This is a genomic window from Rhodococcus sp. KRD175 (assembly GCF_017168275.1).
GTDB lineage: Bacteria > Actinomycetota > Actinomycetes > Mycobacteriales > Mycobacteriaceae > Rhodococcoides > Rhodococcoides fascians.
The window spans coordinates 485,914-509,163 of record NZ_JABFAQ010000004.1; the positions used below are offsets into that span (position 1 = coordinate 485,914).

General features: G+C 65.3%; 19 protein-coding genes. 9 read left to right on the forward strand and 10 right to left on the reverse strand.

Annotation, left to right across the window (positions count from 1 at the left end; all coding sequences use genetic code 11):
* Nucleotides 1-5 precede the first annotated feature (5 nt).
* A complete protein-coding gene (locus J1M81_RS06840; protein WP_032401298.1) occupies nt 6-1,133 on the forward strand; it encodes an acyl-CoA dehydrogenase family protein in 1,128 nt (375 codons plus the stop codon).
* A 69-nt stretch (nt 1,134-1,202) separates the two neighbouring features.
* On the opposite strand, the gene J1M81_RS06845 is transcribed toward J1M81_RS06840, so the two are convergent.
* Complete coding sequence (locus J1M81_RS06845) at nt 1,203-2,012, reverse strand: alpha/beta hydrolase (protein WP_032401317.1); 810 nt, start codon at nt 2,010-2,012, stop codon at nt 1,203-1,205.
* A gap of 158 nt (nt 2,013-2,170) precedes the next feature.
* Between J1M81_RS06845 and J1M81_RS06850 the strand changes: the two genes are divergently transcribed.
* Nucleotides 2,171-3,082 (forward strand): phosphodiesterase, encoded by a 912-nt coding sequence (locus J1M81_RS06850; protein ID WP_032401316.1) that lies wholly within the window; start codon nt 2,171-2,173, stop codon nt 3,080-3,082.
* Here the strand turns inward: J1M81_RS06850 and J1M81_RS06855 are convergent.
* From J1M81_RS06855 to J1M81_RS06865, 3 genes are all read right to left on the reverse strand, one after another.
* Nucleotides 3,079-4,578, reverse strand: coding sequence for a stealth family protein (locus J1M81_RS06855; RefSeq protein ID WP_027497987.1), 1,500 nt, complete (start codon nt 4,576-4,578; stop codon nt 3,079-3,081). The two genes, J1M81_RS06850 and J1M81_RS06855, sit on opposite strands and share 4 nt — an antisense overlap.
* Nucleotides 4,579-4,732: 154 nt before the next feature.
* The gene (locus J1M81_RS06860; protein WP_032401297.1) at nt 4,733-5,095 is read right to left on the reverse strand and encodes a VanZ family protein; all 363 of its coding nucleotides are present in this window, start codon (nt 5,093-5,095) and stop codon (nt 4,733-4,735) included.
* 10 nt (nt 5,096-5,105) lie between these two features.
* A complete protein-coding gene (locus J1M81_RS06865) occupies nt 5,106-5,774 on the reverse strand; it encodes a class I SAM-dependent methyltransferase (RefSeq protein WP_206497802.1) in 669 nt (222 codons plus the stop codon).
* Between the two features lie 84 nt (nt 5,775-5,858).
* On the opposite strand from J1M81_RS06865, the gene J1M81_RS06870 reads away from it, so the two are divergent.
* Nucleotides 5,859-6,332 carry a phosphoribosyltransferase gene (locus J1M81_RS06870; RefSeq protein ID WP_027497985.1) on the forward strand — a complete coding sequence of 158 codons (474 nt, stop codon included), beginning with the start codon at nt 5,859-5,861 and terminating at the stop codon, nt 6,330-6,332.
* 1 nt (nt 6,333) lies between these two features.
* On the opposite strand, the gene J1M81_RS06875 is transcribed toward J1M81_RS06870, so the two are convergent.
* Nucleotides 6,334-7,368 (reverse strand): NADPH:quinone reductase, encoded by a 1,035-nt coding sequence (locus J1M81_RS06875; RefSeq protein ID WP_032375477.1) that lies wholly within the window; start codon nt 7,366-7,368, stop codon nt 6,334-6,336.
* A gap of 97 nt (nt 7,369-7,465) precedes the next feature.
* Between J1M81_RS06875 and J1M81_RS06880 the strand changes: the two genes are divergently transcribed.
* On the forward strand, nt 7,466-7,975 hold the full coding sequence (locus tag J1M81_RS06880; protein ID WP_032364903.1) for a DinB family protein: 510 nt from the start codon (nt 7,466-7,468) through the stop codon (nt 7,973-7,975).
* Nucleotides 7,976-7,978: 3 nt separating this feature from the next.
* On the opposite strand, the gene J1M81_RS06885 is transcribed toward J1M81_RS06880, so the two are convergent.
* Nucleotides 7,979-8,473, reverse strand: coding sequence for an SRPBCC family protein (locus J1M81_RS06885; protein WP_032375476.1), 495 nt, complete (start codon nt 8,471-8,473; stop codon nt 7,979-7,981).
* A complete protein-coding gene (locus tag J1M81_RS06890; protein WP_032375475.1) occupies nt 8,470-9,294 on the reverse strand; it encodes an SDR family oxidoreductase in 825 nt (274 codons plus the stop codon). The genes J1M81_RS06885 and J1M81_RS06890 overlap by 4 nt, the downstream gene beginning before the upstream one ends.
* Nucleotides 9,295-9,395: 101 nt before the next feature.
* Here J1M81_RS06890 and J1M81_RS06895 point away from each other — a divergent pair, with 101 nt between their 5' ends.
* Nucleotides 9,396-10,442 (forward strand): iron-siderophore ABC transporter substrate-binding protein, encoded by a 1,047-nt coding sequence (locus J1M81_RS06895; protein WP_052061705.1) that lies wholly within the window; start codon nt 9,396-9,398, stop codon nt 10,440-10,442.
* Nucleotides 10,443-10,621: 179 nt separating this feature from the next.
* On the opposite strand, the gene J1M81_RS06900 is transcribed toward J1M81_RS06895, so the two are convergent.
* On the reverse strand, nt 10,622-12,049 hold the full coding sequence (locus J1M81_RS06900) for an HNH endonuclease signature motif containing protein (RefSeq protein WP_206497803.1): 1,428 nt from the start codon (nt 12,047-12,049) through the stop codon (nt 10,622-10,624).
* 279 nt (nt 12,050-12,328) lie between these two features.
* Nucleotides 12,329-13,801: a cryptochrome/photolyase family protein gene (locus J1M81_RS06905; protein ID WP_032375473.1), complete on the reverse strand. Its 1,473-nt coding sequence runs from the start codon at nt 13,799-13,801 to the stop codon at nt 12,329-12,331.
* 127 nt (nt 13,802-13,928) lie between these two features.
* On the opposite strand from J1M81_RS06905, the gene J1M81_RS06910 reads away from it, so the two are divergent.
* The 4 genes from J1M81_RS06910 to J1M81_RS06925 all read left to right on the forward strand — a co-directional run bounded on the left by J1M81_RS06910 (nt 13,929) and on the right by J1M81_RS06925 (nt 17,632).
* The gene (locus J1M81_RS06910) at nt 13,929-15,581 is read left to right on the forward strand and encodes an alkaline phosphatase (RefSeq protein ID WP_206497804.1); all 1,653 of its coding nucleotides are present in this window, start codon (nt 13,929-13,931) and stop codon (nt 15,579-15,581) included.
* An 18-nt stretch (nt 15,582-15,599) separates the two neighbouring features.
* Nucleotides 15,600-16,442: a rhodanese-related sulfurtransferase gene (locus J1M81_RS06915; protein WP_206497805.1), complete on the forward strand. Its 843-nt coding sequence runs from the start codon at nt 15,600-15,602 to the stop codon at nt 16,440-16,442.
* Nucleotides 16,443-16,445: 3 nt separating this feature from the next.
* On the forward strand, nt 16,446-17,321 hold the full coding sequence (locus J1M81_RS06920) for a pseudouridine synthase (protein ID WP_206497899.1): 876 nt from the start codon (nt 16,446-16,448) through the stop codon (nt 17,319-17,321).
* Nucleotides 17,322-17,416: 95 nt separating this feature from the next.
* On the forward strand, nt 17,417-17,632 hold the full coding sequence (locus J1M81_RS06925; protein WP_032371644.1) for a hypothetical protein: 216 nt from the start codon (nt 17,417-17,419) through the stop codon (nt 17,630-17,632).
* Between the two features lie 139 nt (nt 17,633-17,771).
* Here the strand turns inward: J1M81_RS06925 and J1M81_RS06930 are convergent, their stop codons facing one another.
* Nucleotides 17,772-23,249, reverse strand: coding sequence for a carboxyl transferase domain-containing protein (locus J1M81_RS06930; protein WP_206497806.1), 5,478 nt, complete (start codon nt 23,247-23,249; stop codon nt 17,772-17,774).
* Between the last annotated feature and the right edge of the window lies 1 nt (nt 23,250).

The window sequence follows — 23,250 nt, forward strand, 5'->3', positions numbered from 1 at the left end:
AAGACATGGATTTCGAACTCAACGAAGAGCAGAAACTGCTGCGCGACACCACCCGTGAGGTTCTCTCGCGCGCCTACGACACCGAGAAGCGCAACAAGATCGTGGCCGGTGAGCTGGGGTGGAGCACCGACGTCTGGAAGCAACTGGCCGAGGTCGGTCTGCTGGGTCTGACGTTCAGCGAGGACGACGGCGGTATGGACGCCGGTCCCGTGGAGATCATGGCGGTCATGACCGAGGTCGGACGACGGCTCGCGCCGGAGCCCATTCTCGACGCCGTTCTCGTGCCCGGCGGGCTCATCTCCGAGCTCGGCTCAGCCGATCAGCGCAAGCGACTTCTGCCACCCGTGGCCGAGGGCTCGTCGATGTTGGCGTTCGCGCACAACGAATCCCGCAGTCGCTGGCCCAACGTCGAGGTCGCCACCACGGCGACCGAGGACGGTGGATCGTGGTCGATCAGCGGCGTCAAGAACCCGGTTCCGCACGGCGGCAGCGCTGACGTCATCGTCGTCAGTGCCGTGCTTCCCGGCGGTGGAACCGGATTGTTCGTCGTCGACGGCGACGCGACCGGGCTGACCCGCAAGTCGTACGCCACCCACGACGGGCAGCGCGCCGCGCAGATCGAATTCTCCGACGTTGCTGCAGAACCGCTGGGTTCGGCCGAGAACGCAGCCGCTGCGATCACCGGTGCCGAGGTGCGCGCACAGGCCGCACTGTGTGCCGAGGCAGTGGGAGCAATGGAGGAGGCGCTGCGGCTGACCACCGATTACCTCAAGCAGCGCAAGCAGTTCGGGGTTCCGCTGGCCAAGTTCCAGGCGCTCACCTTCCGTGCGGCGGACATGTACGTGCTACTCGAGCTGGCCCGCAGCATGAGCCTCTACGCCACGATGTCGTTGGCGGACGGCAATGTCGACACGACCATCGCCTCGCGCGCCAAGCTGCAGATCTCGCGTTCCGGTCGCAAGATCGGCCAGGAGGCAATTCAGCTGCACGGCGGAATCGGCGTCACGGCCGAATATCCCGTCGGGCACTACACCAGTCGGCTCGTTGCCATCGAGCACACTCTCGGTGGGGCCGACGAGCACCTGCGCATCCTGTCGGACAAGGTCGCCGATCACGACCTCATCGGAATCTGATCCGGTAAAAGGATACGGGCCCGGCCACCTCGTCCAGGTGGTCGGGCCCGTTCTCGTCTGTCGGACGCGTCAGCTACCCGAATCCGCCTGCACCACAAGGTCGGCCACAGCTGCGGGGTTGGAAACCAGGATCGCGTGCGAGCCCGGAACCTCGGTCACCCGGGCCCCGGCCCGCTGCGCCATGAACCGCTCGGCGGAGGTCGGGATGATCTGATCCTGCTGGGGGATCAGCGCCCACGACGGGGTGTGCGCCCAGGACGGCGGACCGCTCGGTTCGAGCAAGGCACCGGCAGCGATGGTCTTCTGGTGAGCGGCCATGCGGGCGGCCTGCTCCTCGGTGACGTCGGGGGCGAAGAACGGACGGAACAGCGCGGGCGTGATGTACGAGTCGACGTTCTTGCCGATCAGGTTGGTCGAATCGTCGACGATCGACAGCCCGATCACGGGTGGGACCAGAGCCGTCACGGGGAATCGGAACGGGTCGAGTTCGAGGGCGACGGGTTCGCCTTCGACCGGCATGAACGCCGAGACGTAGACCAGTGCCTCCACGTTGTCCGCGTGCACGTTGCTGATCACCGTGCCGCCGTAGGAATGGCCGACCAGCACCACGGGCCCGTCGATGTTCTCGACGACGTCGGTCACCGAGGCCGCATCGATCGCCGGGCCGCGCAGTGAGTTCTCGGCGGTGACGACGGGGTAGCCGCGGCCGCGTAAGTTGGCCGCGACACCGTCCCAGCTGGTGCTGTCGGCGAAGGCACCGTGCACGAGGACAACGGTCGGCAGGCCCTGCGCAGCGGCCGGAGCCACCCCGATCCCGAGCATCGTGCCCACGGTCAGTGCCGCGGCTGCGAGCAGGGAGGTCCACTTGGAAGACGTCATGTTCTCAACCTGCCACACGCCAGGAGTTTCCACGGTGTTCACCGTCCGGATTCGACCAGCTTTTTCTCAGTGAACGCTCGTATGCTTGGCTTGTGGCAGTGGCGTTCGCCCGACCGGGTGATCGTGAAACGGTAGGTCCGATCGTGAGCGAGAGTTCGATGAAGTCTCGGATGGCCGAGTACCCACGTCCCCATCACTGCTTGTTGCACATCAGCGACACGCATCTCGTCGACGGCGGCGGTCGGTTGTACGGCGGCGTGGACAGTGAGTTGCGGCTCGAACAAGTGATGACCGATGTTCGGAACTCGGGGGTGCGGCCCGATGCGTTGGTGTTCACCGGTGATCTGACGGACAAGGGCGAGGCGGGCGCCTACGAGAAGCTCCGCGCTCTGGTCGAGCCGGTTGCCGAAGAGCTCGGTGCGCAGATCGTCTGGGCGATGGGCAATCACGACGACCGCGCGACGTTCCGCCGGGCGCTGCTCGACGCCGAACCGAGCGGGCAGTCCATCGATCGCGTGCACGACGTCGATGGTCTTCGCATCGTCACCCTCGATACGACGGTCCCCGGAAAGCACCACGGTGAGCTCGCCGACGAGCAATTGGCTTGGCTCGCAGACACTCTCGCAACCCCTGCCGAGTTCGGCACGATCCTGGCGATGCACCACCCGCCGGTACCGACCGTGCTCGATCTCGCAGTTCTGGTCGAGCTCATCGATCAGCCGCGCCTGGCGGACGTGCTGCGCGGCAGCGACGTGCGATCGATACTCGCTGGACATCTGCACTATTCGACGACAGCGACGTTCGCGGGCATTCCCGTCTCGGTCGCGTCGGCCACGTGCTACACCCAGGATCTCAATGTTCCCGCCGGCGGGTTACGCGGTCGCGACGGAGCCCAGGGCTACAACCTGGTTCACCTCTACGACGACACCGTCGTCCATTCGGTGGTACCGACGGGCTCGTACGACACTGTGGGAGAGGCAGTGTCGGCAGAGGAGACCGCGCGTCGGCTCGACGCAGCGGGAGTGACCATTGCCGACAGCGCCCGTCGAAAGTTGTTCAGCGACGCCTAGTTCTGGGTGCGTTCCCAGGGGGCGACGATGGGGAAGTACTTGTCCAGGAACTGCGTCACGGTGCGCGTGCGCAGATCGAGGTCGACCTCCGGGAAGCTGCCGTCGTTGAGGCAGAAGAAGTCGACCGATCTTTTGGGCAGCAGCTTCTCCATCAACTCGAGACCCGCGACGGACGTGGTGTCGATGTACCGAACCTTCGCATCCTTCTGGACCACGGCGCGTCCGCTCATCAGCGCGTAGTAGTGGTACAGCGAATTCGTGACCGAGATGTTCGTACTCGCGCGGAATGCACTGGCAGCGGTGGAGGCGAACTCGTCGGGGAACTCGTTCTCCATTTCCTGCATCACGCTGCGGCGCAACGGCGTTGCCGCATGCTCGAGGTGCCGGGTGGTCGTCATCCCGAAGCGGTCCTGCAGGATCCGACGGTTCACGCGTGCCGCGTTCTCGAAGCCGCTGCGGTCGGCGTCGCTGTAGCCCAATCCGATTCGCGTCGTCGCCTCGATGAACATGCTGATTCCGCCGGGGGAGAAGAACATCGACGGGCTGACGGGGCGACCGAAGAACATGTCGTCGTTCGAGTACAGGAAGTGCTCGGACAACCCGGGGATGTGGTGCAGCTGGCATTCGACGGCCTGCGAATTGTGCGTCGGCAGTACGGAGGTATCGACGAAGAACGCCTCGCTCGGCACGAACGTCACCTTGGGATGGTCGGCGAGCCACGCCGGCCTCGGGGAGTCGGTGGCGACGAAGATGCGCCTGATCCACGGTGCGTACAGGTGAATCGACCGCAGTGCGTACTTCAGTTCGTCGATCTGCCGGTACCGGGCGGCCGAATCGTCGCCTTCGCCGACGACGTAGTTCGCCATCCGGCGGGCGCGTTGAGCCTGGAATTCCGCGGACGAACCGTCGACCCACGAGAACACGATGTCGATGTCGAAATTGATGTCCGACGCGTGGTCGGCGAACATGTTCTCGATGGTCGGCCAGGTTCGGCCGAAGCGCTCGACGGTGCCGCGGACGGCCTCGTCGGGCCGAATGTTGCGGCGAGTGAGCGAGTTCTCGATCGGCAACACGATCTCGGACGGTGAGAACGACCACAGCTCGATCTGCACCGCGGTCGATGCGCCGTAGTAGAGCCCGCTGAACGGCTCGACACGTGGACGGTAGAGCCGCACGATGCGTGCGTTCGACGACGGCGACAAGGTGCCGTCGGCTACCAGTACCGCTTTTCCGCGGGCGTCGACGGTCTTGGAGTAGAAGGGCTCGGCGCGGCAGGCATGCACCAGGGCCGTGGTCAGTGCCTCGCGAGCGGCCAGTTCTATGGCGATGACGGGACGCTCGTCGTTCCCACGCACCAGTAGGTACTTGATCCGCGCGGCGTCGAGCACGGCGCGCACGAACAGCAGATCTTCGACCATCGCCTGGTGCGGGGTGGTCGAGGTGATGGTCAGTGCGTAGCGGCCGTCGTGGCTGACGACGTCGGACCGTTCGCTCAAGCGCGCGGCGGCAGCGTCGGATTCTCGGGTGACGGCATCGTTGGTCTCGTGCTCCGGTGGAACGAGGTAGATATCGTGCGGGGCAGAAGACGAGGTGATGACGTTCCTTCCGGAGTGTTCGCGCTGGCCGAGGAACCCCCGGTGCCGTCTCAGTCTAGTGCAGGTGCGGTGCCTTTCGGACGCGCTGCGGTAGAACCCTGCTCGCTGCGACCAGGCCCAGTGCGATACCGACGACGTCGGCGAGTGCGTCGGCGGCCGATCCGGAGCGACCGAGCGGCAGGATCGCCTGCAGGAACTCCGATACCACTGCGAACGCCGACACCCACAGTGCGGTCTTCACCCAGCCGATGCCGGCGAGTCGGGAGGTGTAGGCGAGAGCAGCGAACAGGATGCAATGAATGATCTTGTCGCTGTGCTGAAAGCTGGAGGGCACCCCGGACGCGGGGGTGAAGAGAACGATCAGCGCGACGACGAACGTGACGGCCAGGGGAATTCGGTACGTCGACTGCGAGATCACTGCGAAGAGTTTACCGGCGCTGCAGCACCACCACTGTGTCGATTCGCTCGTCGCCGTCCGGCGTCGTCCGGGTGCGGTGTTCGGCGTGAATCACCTCGAACCCGTCGCCCGCCGCAGCGACGACCGGTTCCGGTGCGAACAGTCGGTGCTTGGCCGGGTGCTGCGAGGCGTGGCTGTCGCTGGGACTGTGACCGACGATCAGTAGACGGCCCTTCGGCGCGACCGCCGCGGCGAACCTGCCGGTGGTCAGTTCCAATTCGTCCGGCGGCACCTGCAAGAAGTGCACCGACACCAGATCGAACGCCGCGGCCGGGGGAGTCCAGTCCAGTACGTCTTCCTGACGCCAATCCACCGCGAGCGTCTGTGACCCGAGTGCCTGCTGTGCGGCGCGAGCGCGGCCCAGGGCCACATCGGAGATGTCGACGCCGGTCACGTTCCATCCTTCGCCGGCCAGCCAGAGTGAGTCGGCACCTTCACCGCAGCCGATGTCCAGGGCGCGGCCCGGAATCAGCTCGGACGCTTCCTGTACCAACACGGCGTTGGGATTTCCGCTCCAGATGGCGGTGCGTTGGTTGTAGAGGTTGTCCCAGAACGATTCGTCGAAGGCACCGTTCTCGAAATCCGGTTCCGGGTGGGTCGGGTCGGCTGGATGAGTGTGCGCAGGTGTGTGGTCGGCCATGGTTCGAGACTGCCCGCTGTCGCCCCCGAGCGCAAACGAATTTGCTCATTCGGCAAAAATAGGCCTTGGGTAAAGTAATCCGTCATGACCGAACCGGAACGCGAAGTACTGACGTGGGAGACCTTCGGAGACGCCTCGCGCGATCTGACGAAGAAGATCGTGGGCGACGGGTTCGTTCCGGACATCGTCATCGCGATCGCCCGCGGCGGACTCATCCCTGCCGGTGCCATCTCCTACGCCATGGGCGTCAAGGCTGCCGGCACCCTCAACGTCGAGTTCTACTCCGATATCGAAGAGACTTTGCCCGATCCTGTTGTGCTCGAACCACTTCTGGATACCGACGCGATCGTCGGCAAGAAGCTGCTCGTCGTCGACGACGTCGCCGATTCCGGCCGCACCCTGGCGCTGGTGATCGATCTACTGAAGGCGCACACGGCCGACGTGCGGTCGGCCGTGATCTACACCAAGCCCAGAACCATTGTGCAGCCGGACTACTCGTGGCGAGAGACCGACAAGTGGATCAATTTCCCGTGGTCCACATTGCCGGTCATCACCTGAATTATTCGCTGGAGACGTCGATCAGCACCTTGCCGACGGTTCCGTTCTCCACGGCGTCGTGTGCGGCCGCGGTCTCGCTCAGCGGGAAGCGGTGCAGTGGCAGGCCGGTGGCTTCGCCCACCTCCAGCACGCCTGCTGCCGCCGCTGCGCTGACGTCCGCCTCGGCGTTACGCAGAGCCTCGTCGCCCACGGTGTAGAGCAGCACGAACTGGTAGCGAGTGTTGAGCACCATGTTAGGCCGGACGTCGAGGGTGATGGTGTCGCCGCCGTTGTTGGCGTAGACGGCTACGGAGGCTCGGTTCGCTCCCACGGCCGCGTTGAGTGCGGCGTTCTGTGCGGGAGCGACCTCGACCACCAGATCGATTCCGCCGGGCACCAATTCGCGGATGTCAGCGGCGGCGTCTCCGGTCTTGTAGTTCACCACGTGGTGCGCGCCGGCAGCGGTGGCCAGTGCGCCCTTCTCCGGTCCGCTGACGGTCGTCACCACGGTCGCGCCTGCCCAGCGGGCCAATTGGATCGCGGCATGGCCGACGGCACCGGCACCACCGGCGACGAGTACCGACTTGCCTTCCAACGCGCCGGGATGCAAGCGAGACGGGCCGTCCTCCGACACCGTCAGTGCGCGGTGTGCCGTCATCGCGGGTACGCCGAGGCTCGCGCCGACGTCGAAGCTGACGCCGTCGGGGAGAGGAACGACTCGTGATGCGGGAAGGTTGGTGAACTTCTGCGCCGTTCCGGTCGGACGCTGATGCTGGGCCAGGTACACCCAGACTCGATCTCCTACGGCCAGCCCCTCGACGTCAGGGCCCACGGCGTCGATCACTCCGGCACCGTCCTGGTTCGGAACCACCTCGTCGAACGCCAGCTTCTCGCCCGGTCCGGAACCGGTCCTGTTCTTCCAGTCCGTCGGATTGACGCCCGAGACCACGACGCGCACGCGCACTTCGCCTGCGGCAGGGTCGGTCACCTCGCGATCTTTCGGTTCGAGGACGGACGAATCGCCGGTGCGGGTGTACACAATTGCTGGAGAAGTCATACCGGGTTCAACGCGCCTGGAGGGCCCCGATGTTCCCTTCGAGGCAATCGGGGTATGCATGACTGGCTATCAGTGCTCGACGAAAGAGGCGTACTCGATGAACCACAACGACCTGCTGACCGACGCATTCGGTCGAATCAAGGAACTCGTTCACTCGGTGTTGGACGACATCCCCGCTGCCGCGTTGACCTATCGGCCCGACGCCGATGCCAACAGCATCGCGTGGTTGCTGTGGCACCTGACGAGGGTGCAGGACGACCACATCGCGGGTGTGGCCGGGAGCGAACAGGTCTGGACGTCGGACTCTTGGTTCGAGCGTTTCGGATTGCCGTTCGACAAGTCCGACATCGGGTACGGCCAATCGTCCTCCGACGTCGCTCGGGTCACCTCGAGCGCCGAGTTGTTGCGCGAATACCACGACGCCGTGCACTCGAAAACCGTTGCGTACCTGAGCGGTATCTCGACCGACGATCTGGACCGAATCGTCGACGAGAACTGGGATCCGCCGGTCACGTTGGGTGCGCGCCTGGTGTCCGTGGTCTCCGACGACCTTCAGCATGCCGGGCAGGCGTCGTACGTTCTCGGCCTGTACACCCGGCAGGCATAGTCGTCAGGCGTAACGCTTCTGCAGGTTCTCCAGCGTCTTTCGGATGTTGCGACGCTGGAACTGCGGGAACGTCTTGCCGCTGGTGACGATCTTGTCGAACACGAGCGCCAGGGCATCGGGCCATTTTGTTCTGTCGTCGGTCCAGGTTTCGGTGACCTTTGTGCCGCCCGCGACTGGCTCGAAGTCGTATCGCCAGGTTGCGTTAGCGCCCTTGATCTTCGGAGCGCTCTTACCGATGGCGTGGACGCGGAACTCGAAGGTCTTGCCCGGGTCGGCTGCGGTCACGGTGCAGCGAGTGATCCACTTCGCCCGGCCGCGCTTGTTGGTTCCGTCGAATACCATTCCCACGTAGGCGCTCTCGCGGGGATCGTGCACAGTGGCACCGGTATTTTCGGGACTCCACTGGCCCATCTTGGTGGGGTCGCTGATCGCAGCGTAGAGGGTGTCGGCGTCGGCGTTGACAACGACGCTGTCGGACACCGTGAACTCGCGGCTCATGAGGATGCGCCGTTCTTCAGGCCTGGATGAATACGAGTGAGCATGGGCACCAACAATGTTCGCGGGGTGATCTGGGCAAAGATCGATCCGATGCGGTTGGCGGGCCCGGGGATCGACACCATCCGTCCCTTGTCCATGTCGTCGACGGCGGTCTTGGCCACCGTTTCTGCCGACACCCACATGATCGATGGCAGTGCCTTCTCGGCGTCGTCTTTCGCGAAGCCCGCGGCCTCGCCGAAACCGGTCTGCACCGGTCCTGGGCACAGCGCGGTGGCGGTCACGCCGGTTCCGCGCAGTTCTCCGGTCAGAGACTGGGTGTAGGAGAGAACGAACGCCTTGCATGCGCCGTAGCCCGCCTGGCCGGGAAGCGGCTGGAACGCGGCGGTGGAGGCCACGTTCAGCAGAGCTCCGCGTCGTCGCTCGGTCATGCCGGGGAGGAAGCGAGTGCAGAGATCGGCGACGGCAACCACGTCGACCTCGATCATGTTCATCTCTGCTTCGGGGTCGGATTCGACGACCGGGCCGAGCGTCGACAGCCCGGCGTTGTTCACCAGGATGTCCGGTATCAGTCCGAGTTCGGTGATGCGCCCGAGCAATTCGGCGCGGGCGCTGCGATCGGACAGGTCTGCTGCGAGCACCTCGGCGCGAACTCCCCGCGAGCGGAGTTCGTTCGCAAGCTCGTCGAGCTTGTCGGCGCGGCGGGCGACGAGGGTGACTCCGTGACCTCGGGAGGCGAGTTCGCGAGCGATTGCGGCACCGATTCCGGAAGACGCTCCGGTCACGACGGCAGTCCGGTCGGGTGCGGGGCGAGGAAGGCTCATGCCCCCACCGTAGCGAACGCCCGCTGTGCAGCGCATTTGAATCCGGATGAGAGGTTAGCCTAGGGTTACTTTAAATTCCCTTTGCTTGTCGAAAGGTAACCATGTTCTTTGTTTCACCGACCGGCCGACGGACTGCTCGCCGCGCAACCCTGCTGTCCGCGCTCACGGTGTCGGCCCTTGTGGTCGGCGCGTGTTCGAGTACCGATACCGCGGAGGAACCACAGGCGGGCAGCGACTTCGCGGCCGTCACCATCGATTCGGCGTTGGGTCAGGCCATCATCACCGAGAAGCCGGAGCGCATCGTGACGCTCGGGCAGGGTTCGGCAGAGACGGCGATTGCGCTGGGTACAGTCCCGGTGGGCGTCGAGGAGTATTCCTGGGGTGCCGACGACACCGGCTACCTCCCGTGGGTGCACGACGCGGTCACCGAGTTGGGTGCCGAGCTTCCCCAGCAGTTCACGGGCGGAACCGAATTGAACATCGAGGCCGTCGCGGCTCTCGAACCGGATCTGATTCTGGCACCGTGGTCGGGCGTCACGCAGGATCAGTTCGACAAGCTCAGTGCCTTCGCCCCGGTGGTCGCATACGAGGAGAAGCCGTGGACCACGACGTGGCAGGACCAGATCACCGTCATCGGCAAGGCCATGGGCGAGGAGCAGAAGGCGGCCGAGGAGATCGACAAGATCGAGAACCGCTTCGCCGACGCTGCCGCCCAGCACCCCGAGTACGCGGACGTGAGTTTTTCGTACATCTACAACACCGGCCCCGGAACGCTCGGAGTGTTCCTCGCCGACGAGCAGCGCGTCGCGATGGTGCGCGGACTCGGGCTGCAGGTCGATCCGGTGGTGAACACGCTCGACGAGACCGAGGGCACCGACTCATCGGTCATCGGGTTAGAGAATGCCAATCTGCTGAACGATTCCGACCTGATCTTCACCTTCTACTCGGATCCCCAGAATCGCACCGACACCGAGAATCAGCCTGCGTACAAGCAGATTCCGGCCGTGTCCCGTGGGTCGGTCGTTGCGCCGACGGATCAGTCCTTCGTCACCGGGTCGTCGATCATCAACCCGCTGACAGTGCCGTGGGCACTCGAACGATACGTGCCGATGATCGACGAGGCGGTCGCGAAGCTCGACGCGAAGTAGGTCACCGGTCGCTCGATCGGAGCGGAGACGAACAGGATTGGCTTCACGCAGGTCGTGTACATGCGCAGGAAGCATGCAGTGTCTGATCGAAACACCCAGCTCGACAATCTCTTCCAGCCCCGCACCGTGTTCTCGGTGTGGGGCTGGTGCGTTTGTGTGGGGCTGGTGCGTTTGCGCGGCTATGCGATGTGAGGGCCTGCTCGGGCGTGGGATTGTCTCGGTTGTCGGTAGGGGTCGACCGTGGCGGGTGGGACGAACCACGGGTGGTTGTCGGTGCCGATGAACACTTCCCAGTCACTGTGGTGGATGAGTCGGTGGTGGAATCCGCAGAGTAAGACGAGGTTGTTCATGTCGGTGGGTCCGCCGTCGGTCCAGTGCCAGATGTGGTGGCCTTCGGTCCAGGCGGCGGGTTTGCCGCAGCCGGGGAACGCGCAGCCGTGATCGCGGGCGGTGAGGGCGCGTTTCTGTTTTGCGGTGACGGTGCGGGCGGTGCGGGCGAGGTTGAGTGGGTTGCCGTTCTCGTCCATGACGATGGCGGTGAGAAGACAATCGCAGGCGAGTTGGCGAGAGGTGTTGCGGGAGAGCGGGCCCATCCACGGCAGCCACCCGACCGACGTGCCGTCGCCGAACAGGTCCCGATACGCACCGCGATCCTGGCTCGGTCCGGCAGCGCTGTAGGTCTCGAGTTCATCCGCCGCGTCCCACTCGGTCGGGTCGGATCGTATTGGGTCGGAGTGGATCGGGTTGCCGGCGTCGATGTCCACCGGGTCGGCTGGATCGGCGTTGTCGGATTCTGCTGCAGCGCGGGTGGTTTCGTCGTCGGTGATGTCGTCGGTGTTCTGACCGCTCAGGTTCTGGAGGTCCTGCAACCGGATGTGCAGGTTGATGTGCGGTCTTTCGCCGCCCTCGGTGGGGCGATCCTTGGTAGCAAGGTAGTGGTCGAGGATCTGCCCGAATGCGTCGGCGCGTCGCCTCGCAGGACTGCGTTCGTCGGGGGTGCCGTCGGCTGCGGGCCGAGGTTCGGTCAGCGGTGAGAGTGCGGTGACGAGCTTTTCCGCGGTGACGGCATCGAAGTCGGCCTTGAGGCACAGGCGTTGGTTGAGCATCTTCGATGCGAAGAGTTCGTTGCGGTCGGTGTCCTCAGGGGGCGGCTTGTCGCTGCCGTAGGTGTCTTCGAGTTTGGTGATCGCTTCACGGATCTTGTCGGTGCGTGCCCCAGGCCCGGTGGCGGCGGTGATCATCGCGGTGCGGGCGATATCGCGACCCTCTTGCGGGAGGTTCTTCGGTGGTGTTTCGGCGAAGGTGAGGATCAGGGCGGCGTGGTCGACGGACATGACGCCGGTGTTGACGGCGTCGGCGATGTCGGGGAAGTTCTTCAGTCCGCGGGCGAGGGCAACGATCTTGGTGGCTTTGCTGGGGGTGAGCAGGGTGGTGGAGGTGAGCCAACCGGCGGGCCCGGGGAAGCCGAGCTTCTCCCGGCTCACGCGGGTGTCGATGTCGGCGACCAGAGCAATCCGCCGTGCTTCGAGCAGTTGGATGTCGTGGGAGACCGCGGCAGCGTCGGCGAGCAGTTCTGCTTCGCTCAGTTGCCAGATCTCCGTGGTCATAGGAAGAAGTGTATCGAACGGGTGTTCGATGCGCAATGATGGTGCAATCGAAAACTATTGCTGTGCAGAAGGATTCGGGATACGGAACCTGTCAGTGGTCCGTGGTAGAGGCTCGATCTCCCCGACGATCGCACCAGACCGCCATTCTGCGGCGACAGGAGCTGTGGAACACGGCCGGCTCCCGTGTCAGCGCCTCAGTAATAGTGGTGCGCGTTGCGCAGTCGATACCAACAGAGACCACTCGACAGGGTCCGGCCGTGCACAATTTGCCGGGGCGCGTCAGTACACCTCGCGTTGACGTTCCTGTTCCAGCACCTGCTCGAGGTCGTTCAATCGGTTCATCGACGACACCTGTCGCGCGGTGCGGTGGTTCAGTGCCAGCATCTCGCGGTGTCGGTGGACGAAGGCCCAGTAGCCGGCGGTGAAGGGGCAGGCGTCGTCACCCAGCCTCTTTTTCGGATTGAATTCGCATGTGCCGCAGTAGTCGGTCATGCGGTTCAGGTACGCCCCACCCGAAGCGTAGGGCTTGGTGGCGATCACTCCGCCGTCCGCGTGCTGGCTCATGCCGATGACGTTCACCGGCATCACCCAGGCGAACCCGTCGACGAAAGCCGTCGCGAACCACTCGGTCAGCGCTCGTGGGTCCCAGGCATGTTGCAGCGCAAAGTTTCCCAGGATCATCAGCCGCGGAATGTGGTGCACCCAGCCGCGGTCGCGTACGCCGTCGACGGTACTGGAGAGGCATTTCGCCACCACCGCATCGCCGTCCAACTCGAGAAGCCAATCCGGTAGTGGCTCATGGGCTTCGAGTTTGTTCCGTTCGAGGTACTCCGGCCCCATATGCCAGTAGAGGTGCCACACGTATTCGCGCCAGCCGAGGATCTGCCGAACGAAACCCTCCACGCTCGCCAGCGGGGTGCCGTCGCGATGGGCGTCCTCGGCGGCGTGCGCCACGTCCAACGGTTGCAGCAGACCGAGGTTGAGCGGGACCGACAACAGCGAGTGCGACATCGTCCAGTCGTCGGCCATCACTGCGTCCTCGTATTTGCCGAAGTCGTCCAAGCGGTAATCGATGAAGTGCGACAACGCTTCCGAGGCCTCGGAGGCAGTTACCGCGAACACTCGTGGCCCGTCGACTCCGACTGTGTCCAGCTCCCACGAATCGAGATCGGCACGCACCTCGTCGTCGATGGCATCCTCGGTCGGCCACCACGGTTCTTCCACGCCCAGGGTCAGCCGACCCTTCGGGGGTGGCGACTGATTCTCGGCGTCGAGGTTCCATTTGCCAGAGACTGGGTCGGCACCGTCCATCAGCACATCGAATCTTTTGCGCTGCTCGCGGTAGAACGTCTCCATGCGAAAGGTTCCGCGCTCGGCCGCCCAGTCGGCGAACTCGGCCCGGGGGAGCGCGAACATCGGCGTCGGCAGAATTTCCGAGACCAGACCCTCCTCGTGCAAGGCAGCGACAAACATCTCCGCCGCATGCGAGGTGGGCTCGAACACCACCACGGGCTTGCCGTACTCGGCCAGGGCTTCGCGATACGTCTCGGTCTGCAGATAAGTGACGCGATCACCCAGCTCGTCGGCCAGATGACGCATCCCCGACAGCACGAGATGGAGCTTCTGTCGGTGGTATCGCCGGCGTCGAAACACGCGCCGGGACTCGATCATCAGCACGTCTCGCTCGGCATGCTCGTCCACGGAGTGGAAGTGCGGGCCGAGCTGATCACCGAACAACCACAGAGCGTCCATTCTCGGAGTGTTCTCCCGCAGCGACGACGGCAAACCAGCGTCCGCAGCATGGCCGGCTGGTGAACACTGTGGCCGACCCAGGCGCGCCTTACTTGACCACCGACGATCCATCGCATGGACTGACCCGATGCCCGCTGATTCTGCGCTGTCCAGAAGAACGTTTCTTCGCTCGTCGTCGGTGGCCGTTGCCGTGGCCGGAGTCGTCACGACACTGCCCGCGGTCGCCCACGCCCAAGGCAGCGACCGAGGCTTTCTGCACGGGGTGGCATCGGGAGATCCGTTGCCCGACGCGATCATTCTGTGGACCCGCATCACCCCCACGCCCGACGCCACCCCAGGCTCCGGCGTCGGCCCGCAGGTATCGGTCACCTGGCGCGTCGCCCGGAACGTAGACATGAGTGGCGTCGTCGCCTCCGGAACCGTTTCCACCGGCCCCGATACCGATCACACCGTGAAAGTCGACGTCGACGGCCTCAGCGCAGACACCACGTACTTCTACGATTTCCGCACGAACGACGCGGCGTCGGCCGTCGGGACCACGCACACCGCCCCGGCCAACGATGCCGACATCGATGCGATGCGTTTCGGCGTCGTCTCGTGCTCCAACTGGGAATCGGGCTACTTCGGTTCCTATCGCCACCTGGCAGCCAGGGGAGACCTCGACGCCATCGTCCATCTCGGCGACTACATCTACGAGTACGAGACGGGCGGCTTTCCGGGGCGCGACGGCGTCGTCCGACAGCATTCGCCCACCCACGAGATCGTCACCCTTGCCGACTACCGCCAGCGTCACGGTCAGTACAAGTCCGACCCGGATCTGCAAGCAGCGCACGTCGACGTGCCGTGGATCTGCACGTGGGACGACCACGAGTCGGCCAACGACGCCTACGACGGCGGTGCCGAGAACCACACGCCGGCCACCGAGGGCGATTGGTACACGCGTAGGGCCAACTCCGAGAAGGCCTACTACGAGTGGATGCCGGTCCGCGCAGCAGGCACTGCCACCAACCGTCACCTGTACCGCAGGCTGCGGTTCGGCAACTTGCTCGAACTCTCGATGCTGGACCTGCGCACCTACCGCTCGCAGCAGGTGTTGCCGTTCAACGGCCCCGAGGTCGATTCACCGAACCGCACCATCACCGGTGCCGAGCAGATGCAGTGGCTCACCGACGGCATCGTCTCGTCGCCGACGCAGTGGAAGATCGTCGGCAACCCGGTGATGATCACGCCCACTCTGATCCCACCGCTCGATCGAGACGCAGCCAGGGCCGTCACCTCGCTCCTCGGAATCCCGGAGGGCGGCTTGCCCTACAACGCAGATCCCTGGGACGGCTACACGGCCGACCGCCGCAAGCTGCTCGGTGCCATCGTGGACGCAGGCGTCGACAACACGGTCTTCATCACCGGCGACATCCACTCCGCTTGGGCCTGCGAGGTACCCCTCGACGCAGCGCACTATGCAACGACGGAACCGGCTGCCACCGAGCTCGTCGTCACCTCGGTGAGCTCGGCCAACATCGACGATCTGACGCACACTCCGCCGCACACGCTGGGCCGGGTCGCCGAGGAAGCGTTCAAGGCGCTCAACCAGCACGTGAAGTTCGTCGACCTTGACAGTCACGGTTTCGGCGTCTTCGAGGTCACCAAGACGGCGGCTCGGATGGACCACTGGTTCCTCACCGCCAAGGAGGATCCGCGGACCGGCGTGTACTGGGGAGCGGGCTTCACCGTCGACTCCGGCACCCAGCGGCTTCGGGCGGCGGCACCGCCACGGGGCTGACCCGCCATACTGGACGGCGTGGCTGTACCGAAAATCGTCCTGTTCTACGTGTTCACTCCATTGCCAGATCCCGAGGCGATCCGGCTGTGGCAGCAGACTCTGGCCGCGTCCAACAATCTGACCGGACGCATCCTCATCTCCGAACACGGCATCAACGCGACGGTGGGCGGCAACGTAGACGACGTCAAGAGGTACGTCCGCGGCACCCGCAGCTACCCGGCCTTCAAGTCGGCCGACATCAAGTGGTCCGATGGGCTCGGCAACGACTTCCCGCGATTGAGCGTGCGAGTGCGCGACGAGATCGTCACGTTCGGTGCCCCCGGGGAACTGAAGGTCGACGCCGACGGCGTGGTCGGCGGTGGCACTCATCTGAGCCCGCAGCAGGTGCACGAGCTCGTCGATTCCCGCGGCGACGACGTGGTTTTCTTCGACGGCCGCAACGCGTTCGAGGCGCAGATCGGCAAGTTCAAGAACGCGGTGGTGCCCGACGTCGAGACGACGAAGGACTTCGTCTCGCAGCTCGATTCCGGTGCCTACGACCATCTGAAGAAAACCCCGGTGGTCACGTACTGCACCGGGGGAGTGCGGTGCGAGGTCTTGTCCTCGTTGATGGTGGCCCGCGGTTTCGAGGAGGTCTACCAGCTCGACGGCGGAATCATTCGGTACGCAGAGACTTTCGGCGACGATGCCCTGTGGGAGGGCTCGCTGTTCGTCTTCGACAAGCGGATGGCGCAGAACTTCTCCGACCACACCGCCGTCATCGGTCGCTGCAGTGCGTGCGGCAATCCGACGTCCCGGTACCAGGACTTCGACGGTGATGCCGGCCGCGGGCTTCGGTTGATCTGTCTCGACTGCGCCTGAGTGATGCTGCCTTTTCGAGACGGTCTCGCACCACTGAGACTGCTTCTACCGCATGGTGATTCGGCCGACACCATCGTCGAATATCTCGAACGTGAGATGCCCGAAGACGATTGGCGTCGGGCAATCGGCGACGCCGAACTGGTGGACGAGAAGAGTCGGCCCATAACTTTGGACACTCGCTACCGCGCCGGTAGCCAGGTGTACTTCTATCGTGTTCCGGCGCATGAGGTTCCGGTGCCGTTCGAGATCGGCATCCTGCACGAGGACGACGACCTGTTGGTGGTCGACAAGCCACATTTCCTCGCCACCATCCCGCGTGGTCGGCACGTCACCGAAACCGCGACCGTGCGGCTGCGCAAGCAGTTCGACTGCCCCGACCTCACGCCCGCGCATCGACTCGATCGCGCCACCGCTGGAGTGCTGCTCTTCACCAAGACCAAGCATGCCCGACGGCCGTATCAGGAACTCTTCTCGACGCGCAACGTCGCCAAAGAGTACGAGGCCGTCGCGGGTTTCGATGCAGCACTGCAGTTTCCGCGCGTCGTACAGAGCAGGATCCTGAAGGAACACGGTGTCATGACAGCGTACGAGGAGCCGGGGGAGCCGAACAGTGAGACCAGAATCGAGCTCATCGACACTCTCGGCGACCTCGCCCGCTATCGACTCTTCCCCAAGACGGGTAAGACCCATCAGCTGCGAATCCATCTGTCGTCGTTGGGGATTCCCATCGTCAACGATCCGTACTATCCGGTGTACACATCGACTCCCGCCGACGACTTCACTCGGCCGTTGCAGCTCCTGGCCCGGGCACTGGACTTCATCGACCCGCTCACCGGCGAACAGCGGCGATTCGCCAGCGCCCGAGAACTCCAGCTCTGACGCTCAGAATCGTTCGTTCGGACGATGGTGACAATTCGGGCGCGAGGTTAGCGTGTCGAGCAGATATGTCCGATGGAAGAACAGAGGAGAACTGCGTGAAGCGTCGTATTGCTGTTGTGTTGGGAGCTGCCGTCATCGCCATAGCGTCGCCAGCGGTCGCGGTGGCCGATACCGGAAGCGCGAGCACCGGTAGCGCGAGCGGTGCGTTGGGCGGTTTCGAGATGCTGTCGCGGCTCTGGGAGGCCTGCGCGGTGACCATCTTCACCGGTCAATGCACCGGTGTCGTCGCAACGGACGTGACCTACTGGTAGCGCACGCCCTGCACTGAACCCCCAACCGACAAACCCCCTGAACCATCAAACGCGCGCGCGTTCGCCGGACGCTCGCGGAATCGTTCACCATTCCGCTCGCATCGAGCAAACGCGCGCGCGTGTGCGTGGAGCCTGAGCCCTACTTCGCCAACGACCGCGCCATTCCGCGTTCGACGGCGGCGACCAGCTGCGGGCGTAGTTCGGCGGCGGGGACGATGTGGTGCACCGATCCGACGCTCTGTGCGCGCTGGATGTTGTGGATGGCCTCGAATTCGGCTGCCACCTCACCCAGTTTGGCGTTGCGGGCGTTAGCTCGCACGGTGGCCAGTTCGACGCGCAGTGCCGAGCGGGTGGCGTCGTCCTCGGCTGCGTTCAGTCGTGCTTCGAGCTCCTTGACGTCGGCGTCCGCTGCGGTGCGGGCGTTGACGTCGCGGGTGAATACCACGGCTGCTGCCGGGGCACCGCCGAGTACGGAGGCGAAGGAGCCCTCCACTGCGAGGACCTCCATGTTGTCGTTGAGTGCTCCGGAGAACACCACGAACGCGCCGCCGTGGTAACGCGAGACGACACAGAACACGACCGGTCCGTCGAAGTTGACGATGGCGCGGCCGATCTCGGCTCCGTATTCGAGCTGGATGTTGCGCAGCGACTCGGGTGATCCGTCGAAGCCGGAGAGGTTGGCCAGCACCACGATCGGCCGGCTTCCGCTGGCGGCGTTGATGGCGCGTGCCGTCTTCTTCGACGAGTTCGGGAACAGGGTTCCCGAGGTCCACTGATCGGGGCCGTCGGACGGGAACCAGCCCTTGCGGGGGATGGCTCGCGATTCGATACCGATCACACTGACCGGGATTCCGGCGAGGTGGGCGTCGAACACCACCGAGGTGTCGGCGTCGGCCATGTCGGCCCACCGCTCGAGCACCGAGTGGTCCTGGTCGACCACGGCGCGCATCACGGTGCGGATGTCGAACGGCTTCTTGCGGTCCGGGTTGGTGACCGAGGAGAAGATGTCGCCGACGGTGGTGAAGTCGCTCGACGGGTGCACGTGCGGGTAGGTGCGTACGTCACGCTCGGTCGGGTCGGCGGTGGCTGCACGGCGTGGGAAGCGTTCTCCCGGTGCGGCATACGCGTGATCGTAGTGAGCGAACAGGATGTCGCATGCGGCTCGCAGGTTCGGTGCCCAGTACTGCGCCTGGCCGTTGGGGCCCATGACGCGGTCGTAGCCACCGATACCGAAGTTGTCCTCGGCCGAGACGCCGCCGGAGTAGTCCAGGGACTGCTTTCCGGTGAGCACCATCGCACTGTCGGGGGTCATCACCAGGATGCCCTTGGTGTGGGTGAGCATGGTGGCTTCGGCGTTCCAGTACGGCTGCGCGCCGACGTTGATGCCCGCGACGACGATGTTGATCTCGCCGCCGGCCTGGGTGAAGGTGATGATGCGGCGCAGGCCGCGCGAGACCCAGTCCATGTTCTCGGTGCCCGATTCCATGGAAATCGTTGCGCCGGAGGATAATGCGAACCATTCGACGGGAGCCCCGAGTTGTTCGGCGAGGTCGATGGCCGCAACGATCCGCGAGCACTCCGCCTCGGCGACGGTGCCGAGCGCCTTGGTGGGGTCACCGAAGAGTGCGACGCGGGTGATGCCCTCGGGGTACTTGGCGGTCGGGGTGGTGGCCACACCGACGATGACGCCCGCGGAGTTGCGGCCGTAGGGACGATCGACCGGGGCGAGCACACCGTCGGCGTCGAAGTCGTACTCGGTGAACGTGCCACCGTTGCTGCTGAGCAACGGAATCAGCTCGTACGGGTACACGGTGCCGCGGGCCTGGGACCGCTGCACCTTCTGGGTGTATTCGTCGAGCGGGCGCATCGGCTCGGTCGGCGGCGGAGTCACCTTGGCGACGATGCCGGCACCGGACCGGTACGACAGGCGCAGCGCCACCTCGCGCGGGGTCGCGCCCGGTGTTTCGGCCAGGCGAGCGATGAGGGTGATCTCTTCGAGTCCTGCACCGATCGTCAGCGGCGCGATGTGCCGGGCGATGGTGGCGATGCGGTCGGCGGGCACGTTCAGTACCGGCCAGACGTAGAGCACAACGCGGTTGGCGTCGAGACGCTTCTTGCCGCGTCCGGCCTGTGCGCGGCGGATGCCGTCGAGGCAGGCTGCGACGGTGCGTTCGATCTCCGGCACGGCGACGATGTTTCCGGCGTCGTCCAATTGTGTTGTGATGCCGCGGATTTCGGCGAGGGCGACGAGTCGCTCGTCGGACGGGTTGGCCTTGGACGTCAGGTGGAACAGGTAGGTCCCGGCGCTGGCGGGCAGGCGAACTCCGTCGAAGTTCTTCAGTCGCCACAGGTCGAGTCGCTGACCGGTGAGTGGGTGCATGTCCCGGATGATGGTGTCCTCGGCGAGGGGCTCGGATCCCTCGACCGTGGTGCGGCGGTACGTCATCTTTCGCGTGACCGCGCCGAACACGGTGACCGTGACCCGGCGCCAGCGGCCGGAGCCGGAGTGGGCGGCCAGAACTTCCTGCAGTCGGGCCGAGAGCACGTCGCCGTCGGCGGGGGCGTCCGGCCACGACAGGTACAGGTCCACGGCAAGGTTTTCCGGCGACGGGCCGGCGATGTCCTCGACGGCGTCGAGAGTCGTTGCGAGGGAGTCGAAGTCCGTCGCGGTCGAGATCAGATGCAGTCGTTCGCCCGAGAGCTCGAAGTTGCCGGTGACGAAGTGCTTACCGTCGCGGTCGAAGGCCTTGACATCCTCGAGGGTGCGAATTTCGTAGTACTGACGGGTGATCACCTCGAGCAGAGCACCGGGCTCGGTGATCCGTTGTGCCAGAAGCTCGATCAGCGGTTCCGGTGTCGCCACGAGAGCTGCTACACGCGCCGAGTAGTCGGCTGCGTCCGGGTTCTCGGCGAGGTACTGCAGGCTGCCGCGGACGCCGTCGTAGACCTTCTCGCGGGCGATCCGGATCTGCGGCTCGTCGAACAACCGGAAGCGCAGGTTGCGGGCGACGTCGCCGATGACGGGGTAGCGGGCCTGAGTGGCACCGATGAGGCGCTCGAGTACCTCGGCCATGGCCGGGGTGGCCTCTGGCTGGGCTGAGGAGTCGCTGAGCCAGTGGCCGAGCAGCGCCGCGATCACCGGAACCTGGTTCTCCATGCGCTGCAGGGCGAGGAAGACGCGGTAGACGGCCTCTTCGAGAGCCGGGGTTCGGCCCTCGTCGATGGCAGCGTCGTAGTGCGCGAGCGCGCGAGTGAGCTTGGCGCGGAACGACTCCGGCAGACCCTGTACGTCCGCGTCGAGCGAGTGCAGGAACGAGTGGAAGTGCTCGCGGGGGGAGTGGACTCGCTCGTCGTTGTTCTCCTCGTCCATCGTCGGACGGTTGCGGGAGAGCTCGCAGATGTCGGCGAAGGTGTTCAGCAACGCCAGTTCGGCGGTGACCAGCTCCGAATCGTCGCGTGGCACCTCGGCACGCAGAGTCTCGTAGGTGGACAACAGGTTTCGAGCCCGGGCACCACTGACGTCGAAGCCGGTGATGAGGGCGGCAAGTTCGTCGAGCCGGTCCAGAGCGCGACGCTGCGGCGAGCGCTGCGCGGCGTCGTCGACGCCACGGAACTGCACCCGAGGTGCCTGCTCGGAGACTTTCTGTTCTCCTGCCTGATCGACGCGCAGCAGTGCAGCTCCTGCGTCGACCTGTCCGTTGACCGAGGCCAGGACCTCACGCACGGTGCCCGCGTACGGGGACCGGACGGCAGTTTCCATCTTCATCGATTCGAGGACGACGAGGGTCTGTCCTGCTTCGACCTCGTCGCCGACGGCGACCGGGACGGCGACGACGACAGCGGGTGCAGGCGCGCGGACCAACCCGGCCTCGTCCTGGGAGATCTGGTGGCTGATGCCGTCGACCTCGACGAGGAAGTGGGCGGCTCCGGCGACGGTGACCACCTGGTAGCGGCGGTCACCGATGACGAGGCGGCTCTCGTAGGTGCCGAGGCGCTCGACGTCGACCTGCAGTTCGCCGATGCCGTCGCTTTCGATGCTGTAGCGGTGAGTTCCGGTCTGGCCGACCTCGAGCTTGTAGGCCTGGCCCTGGTAGTTCAGCTCGACGGTGCGGCCGATGGCGTGTGTCGCGCGTGGGCGGCCGCCGCGAGCGGAGTTGAGGAACGAGGTGCGTTCGCGGCCTTCTTCGGCGTCGTAGGCGTCGATCGCTGCGGCGATGATGGCGATGTCGGCGACGGCGGTCGGCCCCACCTGGGAACCGGCTTCGGTGCGGTCGAGCCAGCCGGTGTCGGCGGAGGCGGAGATGACTTCCTCGCGGTCGAGCAGGCTGAGCAGGAACGACTTGGTGGTGGTGCCGCCGTCGATGACGACCGTGGTCTCGCGCAGTGCGTTGCGCAGTCTCGCCAGCGCTTCGCTGCGGTCGCGGCCCCAGGCGATGACCTTGGCGACCATGGAGTCGTAGTCGGGTGGGATGACGTCGCCCTGGGCGATGCCGGTGTCGACGCGGATGCCGGTGCCGAGGGGGAACTTGAGCAGCTCGACGGTGCCGGGGGCCGGTGCGAAGCCGTTGTCGGCGTCCTCGGCGTTGAGGCGGGCCTCGACGGCGTGACCGAACTCGGGCGGGCAGTCGCCGGGCAGTGCCTGGCCGTCCGCGACGAGGATCTGCAGCTTCACCAGGTCGATGCCGGTGGTGTATTCGGTGATCGGGTGCTCGACCTGCAGGCGGGTGTTGACCTCGAGGAACGTGAAGATCTTCTGCTCGGGCTGGTAGAGGTACTCCACGGTGCCCGCGCCCTGATATCCGGCGGCCTTGACCAGCTCGGCCGACGCGGTGCGCAGCTGATCGGACTGTTCCTTGGTCAGCAGCGGAGAGCTGGACTCCTCGATGACCTTCTGGTTGCGGCGCTGAATCGAGCAGTCGCGCACACCGGGGGCCCACACGTTGCCGTGACTGTCGGCAATGACCTGGACCTCGACGTGCCGGGCATCGGTGACCAGACGCTCGAGGAATACGACTGGGTCGCCGAACGAGCGCTCGGCCTCACCCTGGGTGCGTTCGAGGGACAGTTCGAGTTCGTCCTCGTGGAAGACCTTGCGGATACCGCGGCCACCGCCGCCCGAGCGGGCCTTGATGATCAACGGGTAGCCGATCGCCGCGGCGTGCCGACGGGCGTCGGCGCGGGTCTCGACGGGGCCGCCGGACCACGGTGCGACGGGAACGCCGACTTTCTCGGCGAGAATCTTGGCCTCGACCTTGTCGCCCAGCAGGCGCATCGCGTCCGCGGACGGGCCGATGAAGGTGATGTTCAAGCGGGCGACCAGGTCGGCGAACGTCGGGTCCTCGGCGACGAAGCCCCAGCCGACCCATACGGCGTCGGCCCCGGATTCCACCAGTGCCGCTTCCAGCACGCCGTAATCGAGGTAGGCCGAACCGCTCGCCGGCTTACGCAGCGTGACCGCTTCGTCGGCCAGGCGGACGAACATGGCCCGCTTCTCGGCCTCGGTGTGCAGCGCTACGGTGCGGATGCCGTAATCGTGTTCGGCGTTGAGCTCTCGGACGGCTCGGATCAGCCGTACTGCTGCCTCGCCTCGGTTGACTACTGCAATCCGCTTGAACAAC

Coding starts and splice junctions, on each gene's coding strand:
- J1M81_RS06840 (WP_032401298.1), top strand. CDS start 6: ATGGATTTCGAACTCAACGAAGAGCAGAAACTGCTGCGCGACACCACC.
- J1M81_RS06845 (WP_032401317.1), bottom strand. CDS start 2,012: ATGACGTCTTCCAAGTGGACCTCCCTGCTCGCAGCCGCGGCACTGACC.
- J1M81_RS06850 (WP_032401316.1), top strand. CDS start 2,171: ATGAAGTCTCGGATGGCCGAGTACCCACGTCCCCATCACTGCTTGTTG.
- J1M81_RS06865 (WP_206497802.1), bottom strand. CDS start 5,774: ATGGCCGACCACACACCTGCGCACACTCATCCAGCCGACCCGACCCAC.
- J1M81_RS06870 (WP_027497985.1), top strand. CDS start 5,859: ATGACCGAACCGGAACGCGAAGTACTGACGTGGGAGACCTTCGGAGAC.
- J1M81_RS06875 (WP_032375477.1), bottom strand. CDS start 7,368: ATGACTTCTCCAGCAATTGTGTACACCCGCACCGGCGATTCGTCCGTC.
- J1M81_RS06880 (WP_032364903.1), top strand. CDS start 7,466: ATGAACCACAACGACCTGCTGACCGACGCATTCGGTCGAATCAAGGAA.
- J1M81_RS06885 (WP_032375476.1), bottom strand. CDS start 8,473: ATGAGCCGCGAGTTCACGGTGTCCGACAGCGTCGTTGTCAACGCCGAC.
- J1M81_RS06890 (WP_032375475.1), bottom strand. CDS start 9,294: ATGAGCCTTCCTCGCCCCGCACCCGACCGGACTGCCGTCGTGACCGGA.
- J1M81_RS06895 (WP_052061705.1), top strand. CDS start 9,396: ATGTTCTTTGTTTCACCGACCGGCCGACGGACTGCTCGCCGCGCAACC.
- J1M81_RS06900 (WP_206497803.1), bottom strand. CDS start 12,049: ATGACCACGGAGATCTGGCAACTGAGCGAAGCAGAACTGCTCGCCGAC.
- J1M81_RS06905 (WP_032375473.1), bottom strand. CDS start 13,801: ATGGACGCTCTGTGGTTGTTCGGTGATCAGCTCGGCCCGCACTTCCAC.
- J1M81_RS06910 (WP_206497804.1), top strand. CDS start 13,929: ATGCCCGCTGATTCTGCGCTGTCCAGAAGAACGTTTCTTCGCTCGTCG.
- J1M81_RS06920 (WP_206497899.1), top strand. CDS start 16,446: ATGCTGCCTTTTCGAGACGGTCTCGCACCACTGAGACTGCTTCTACCG.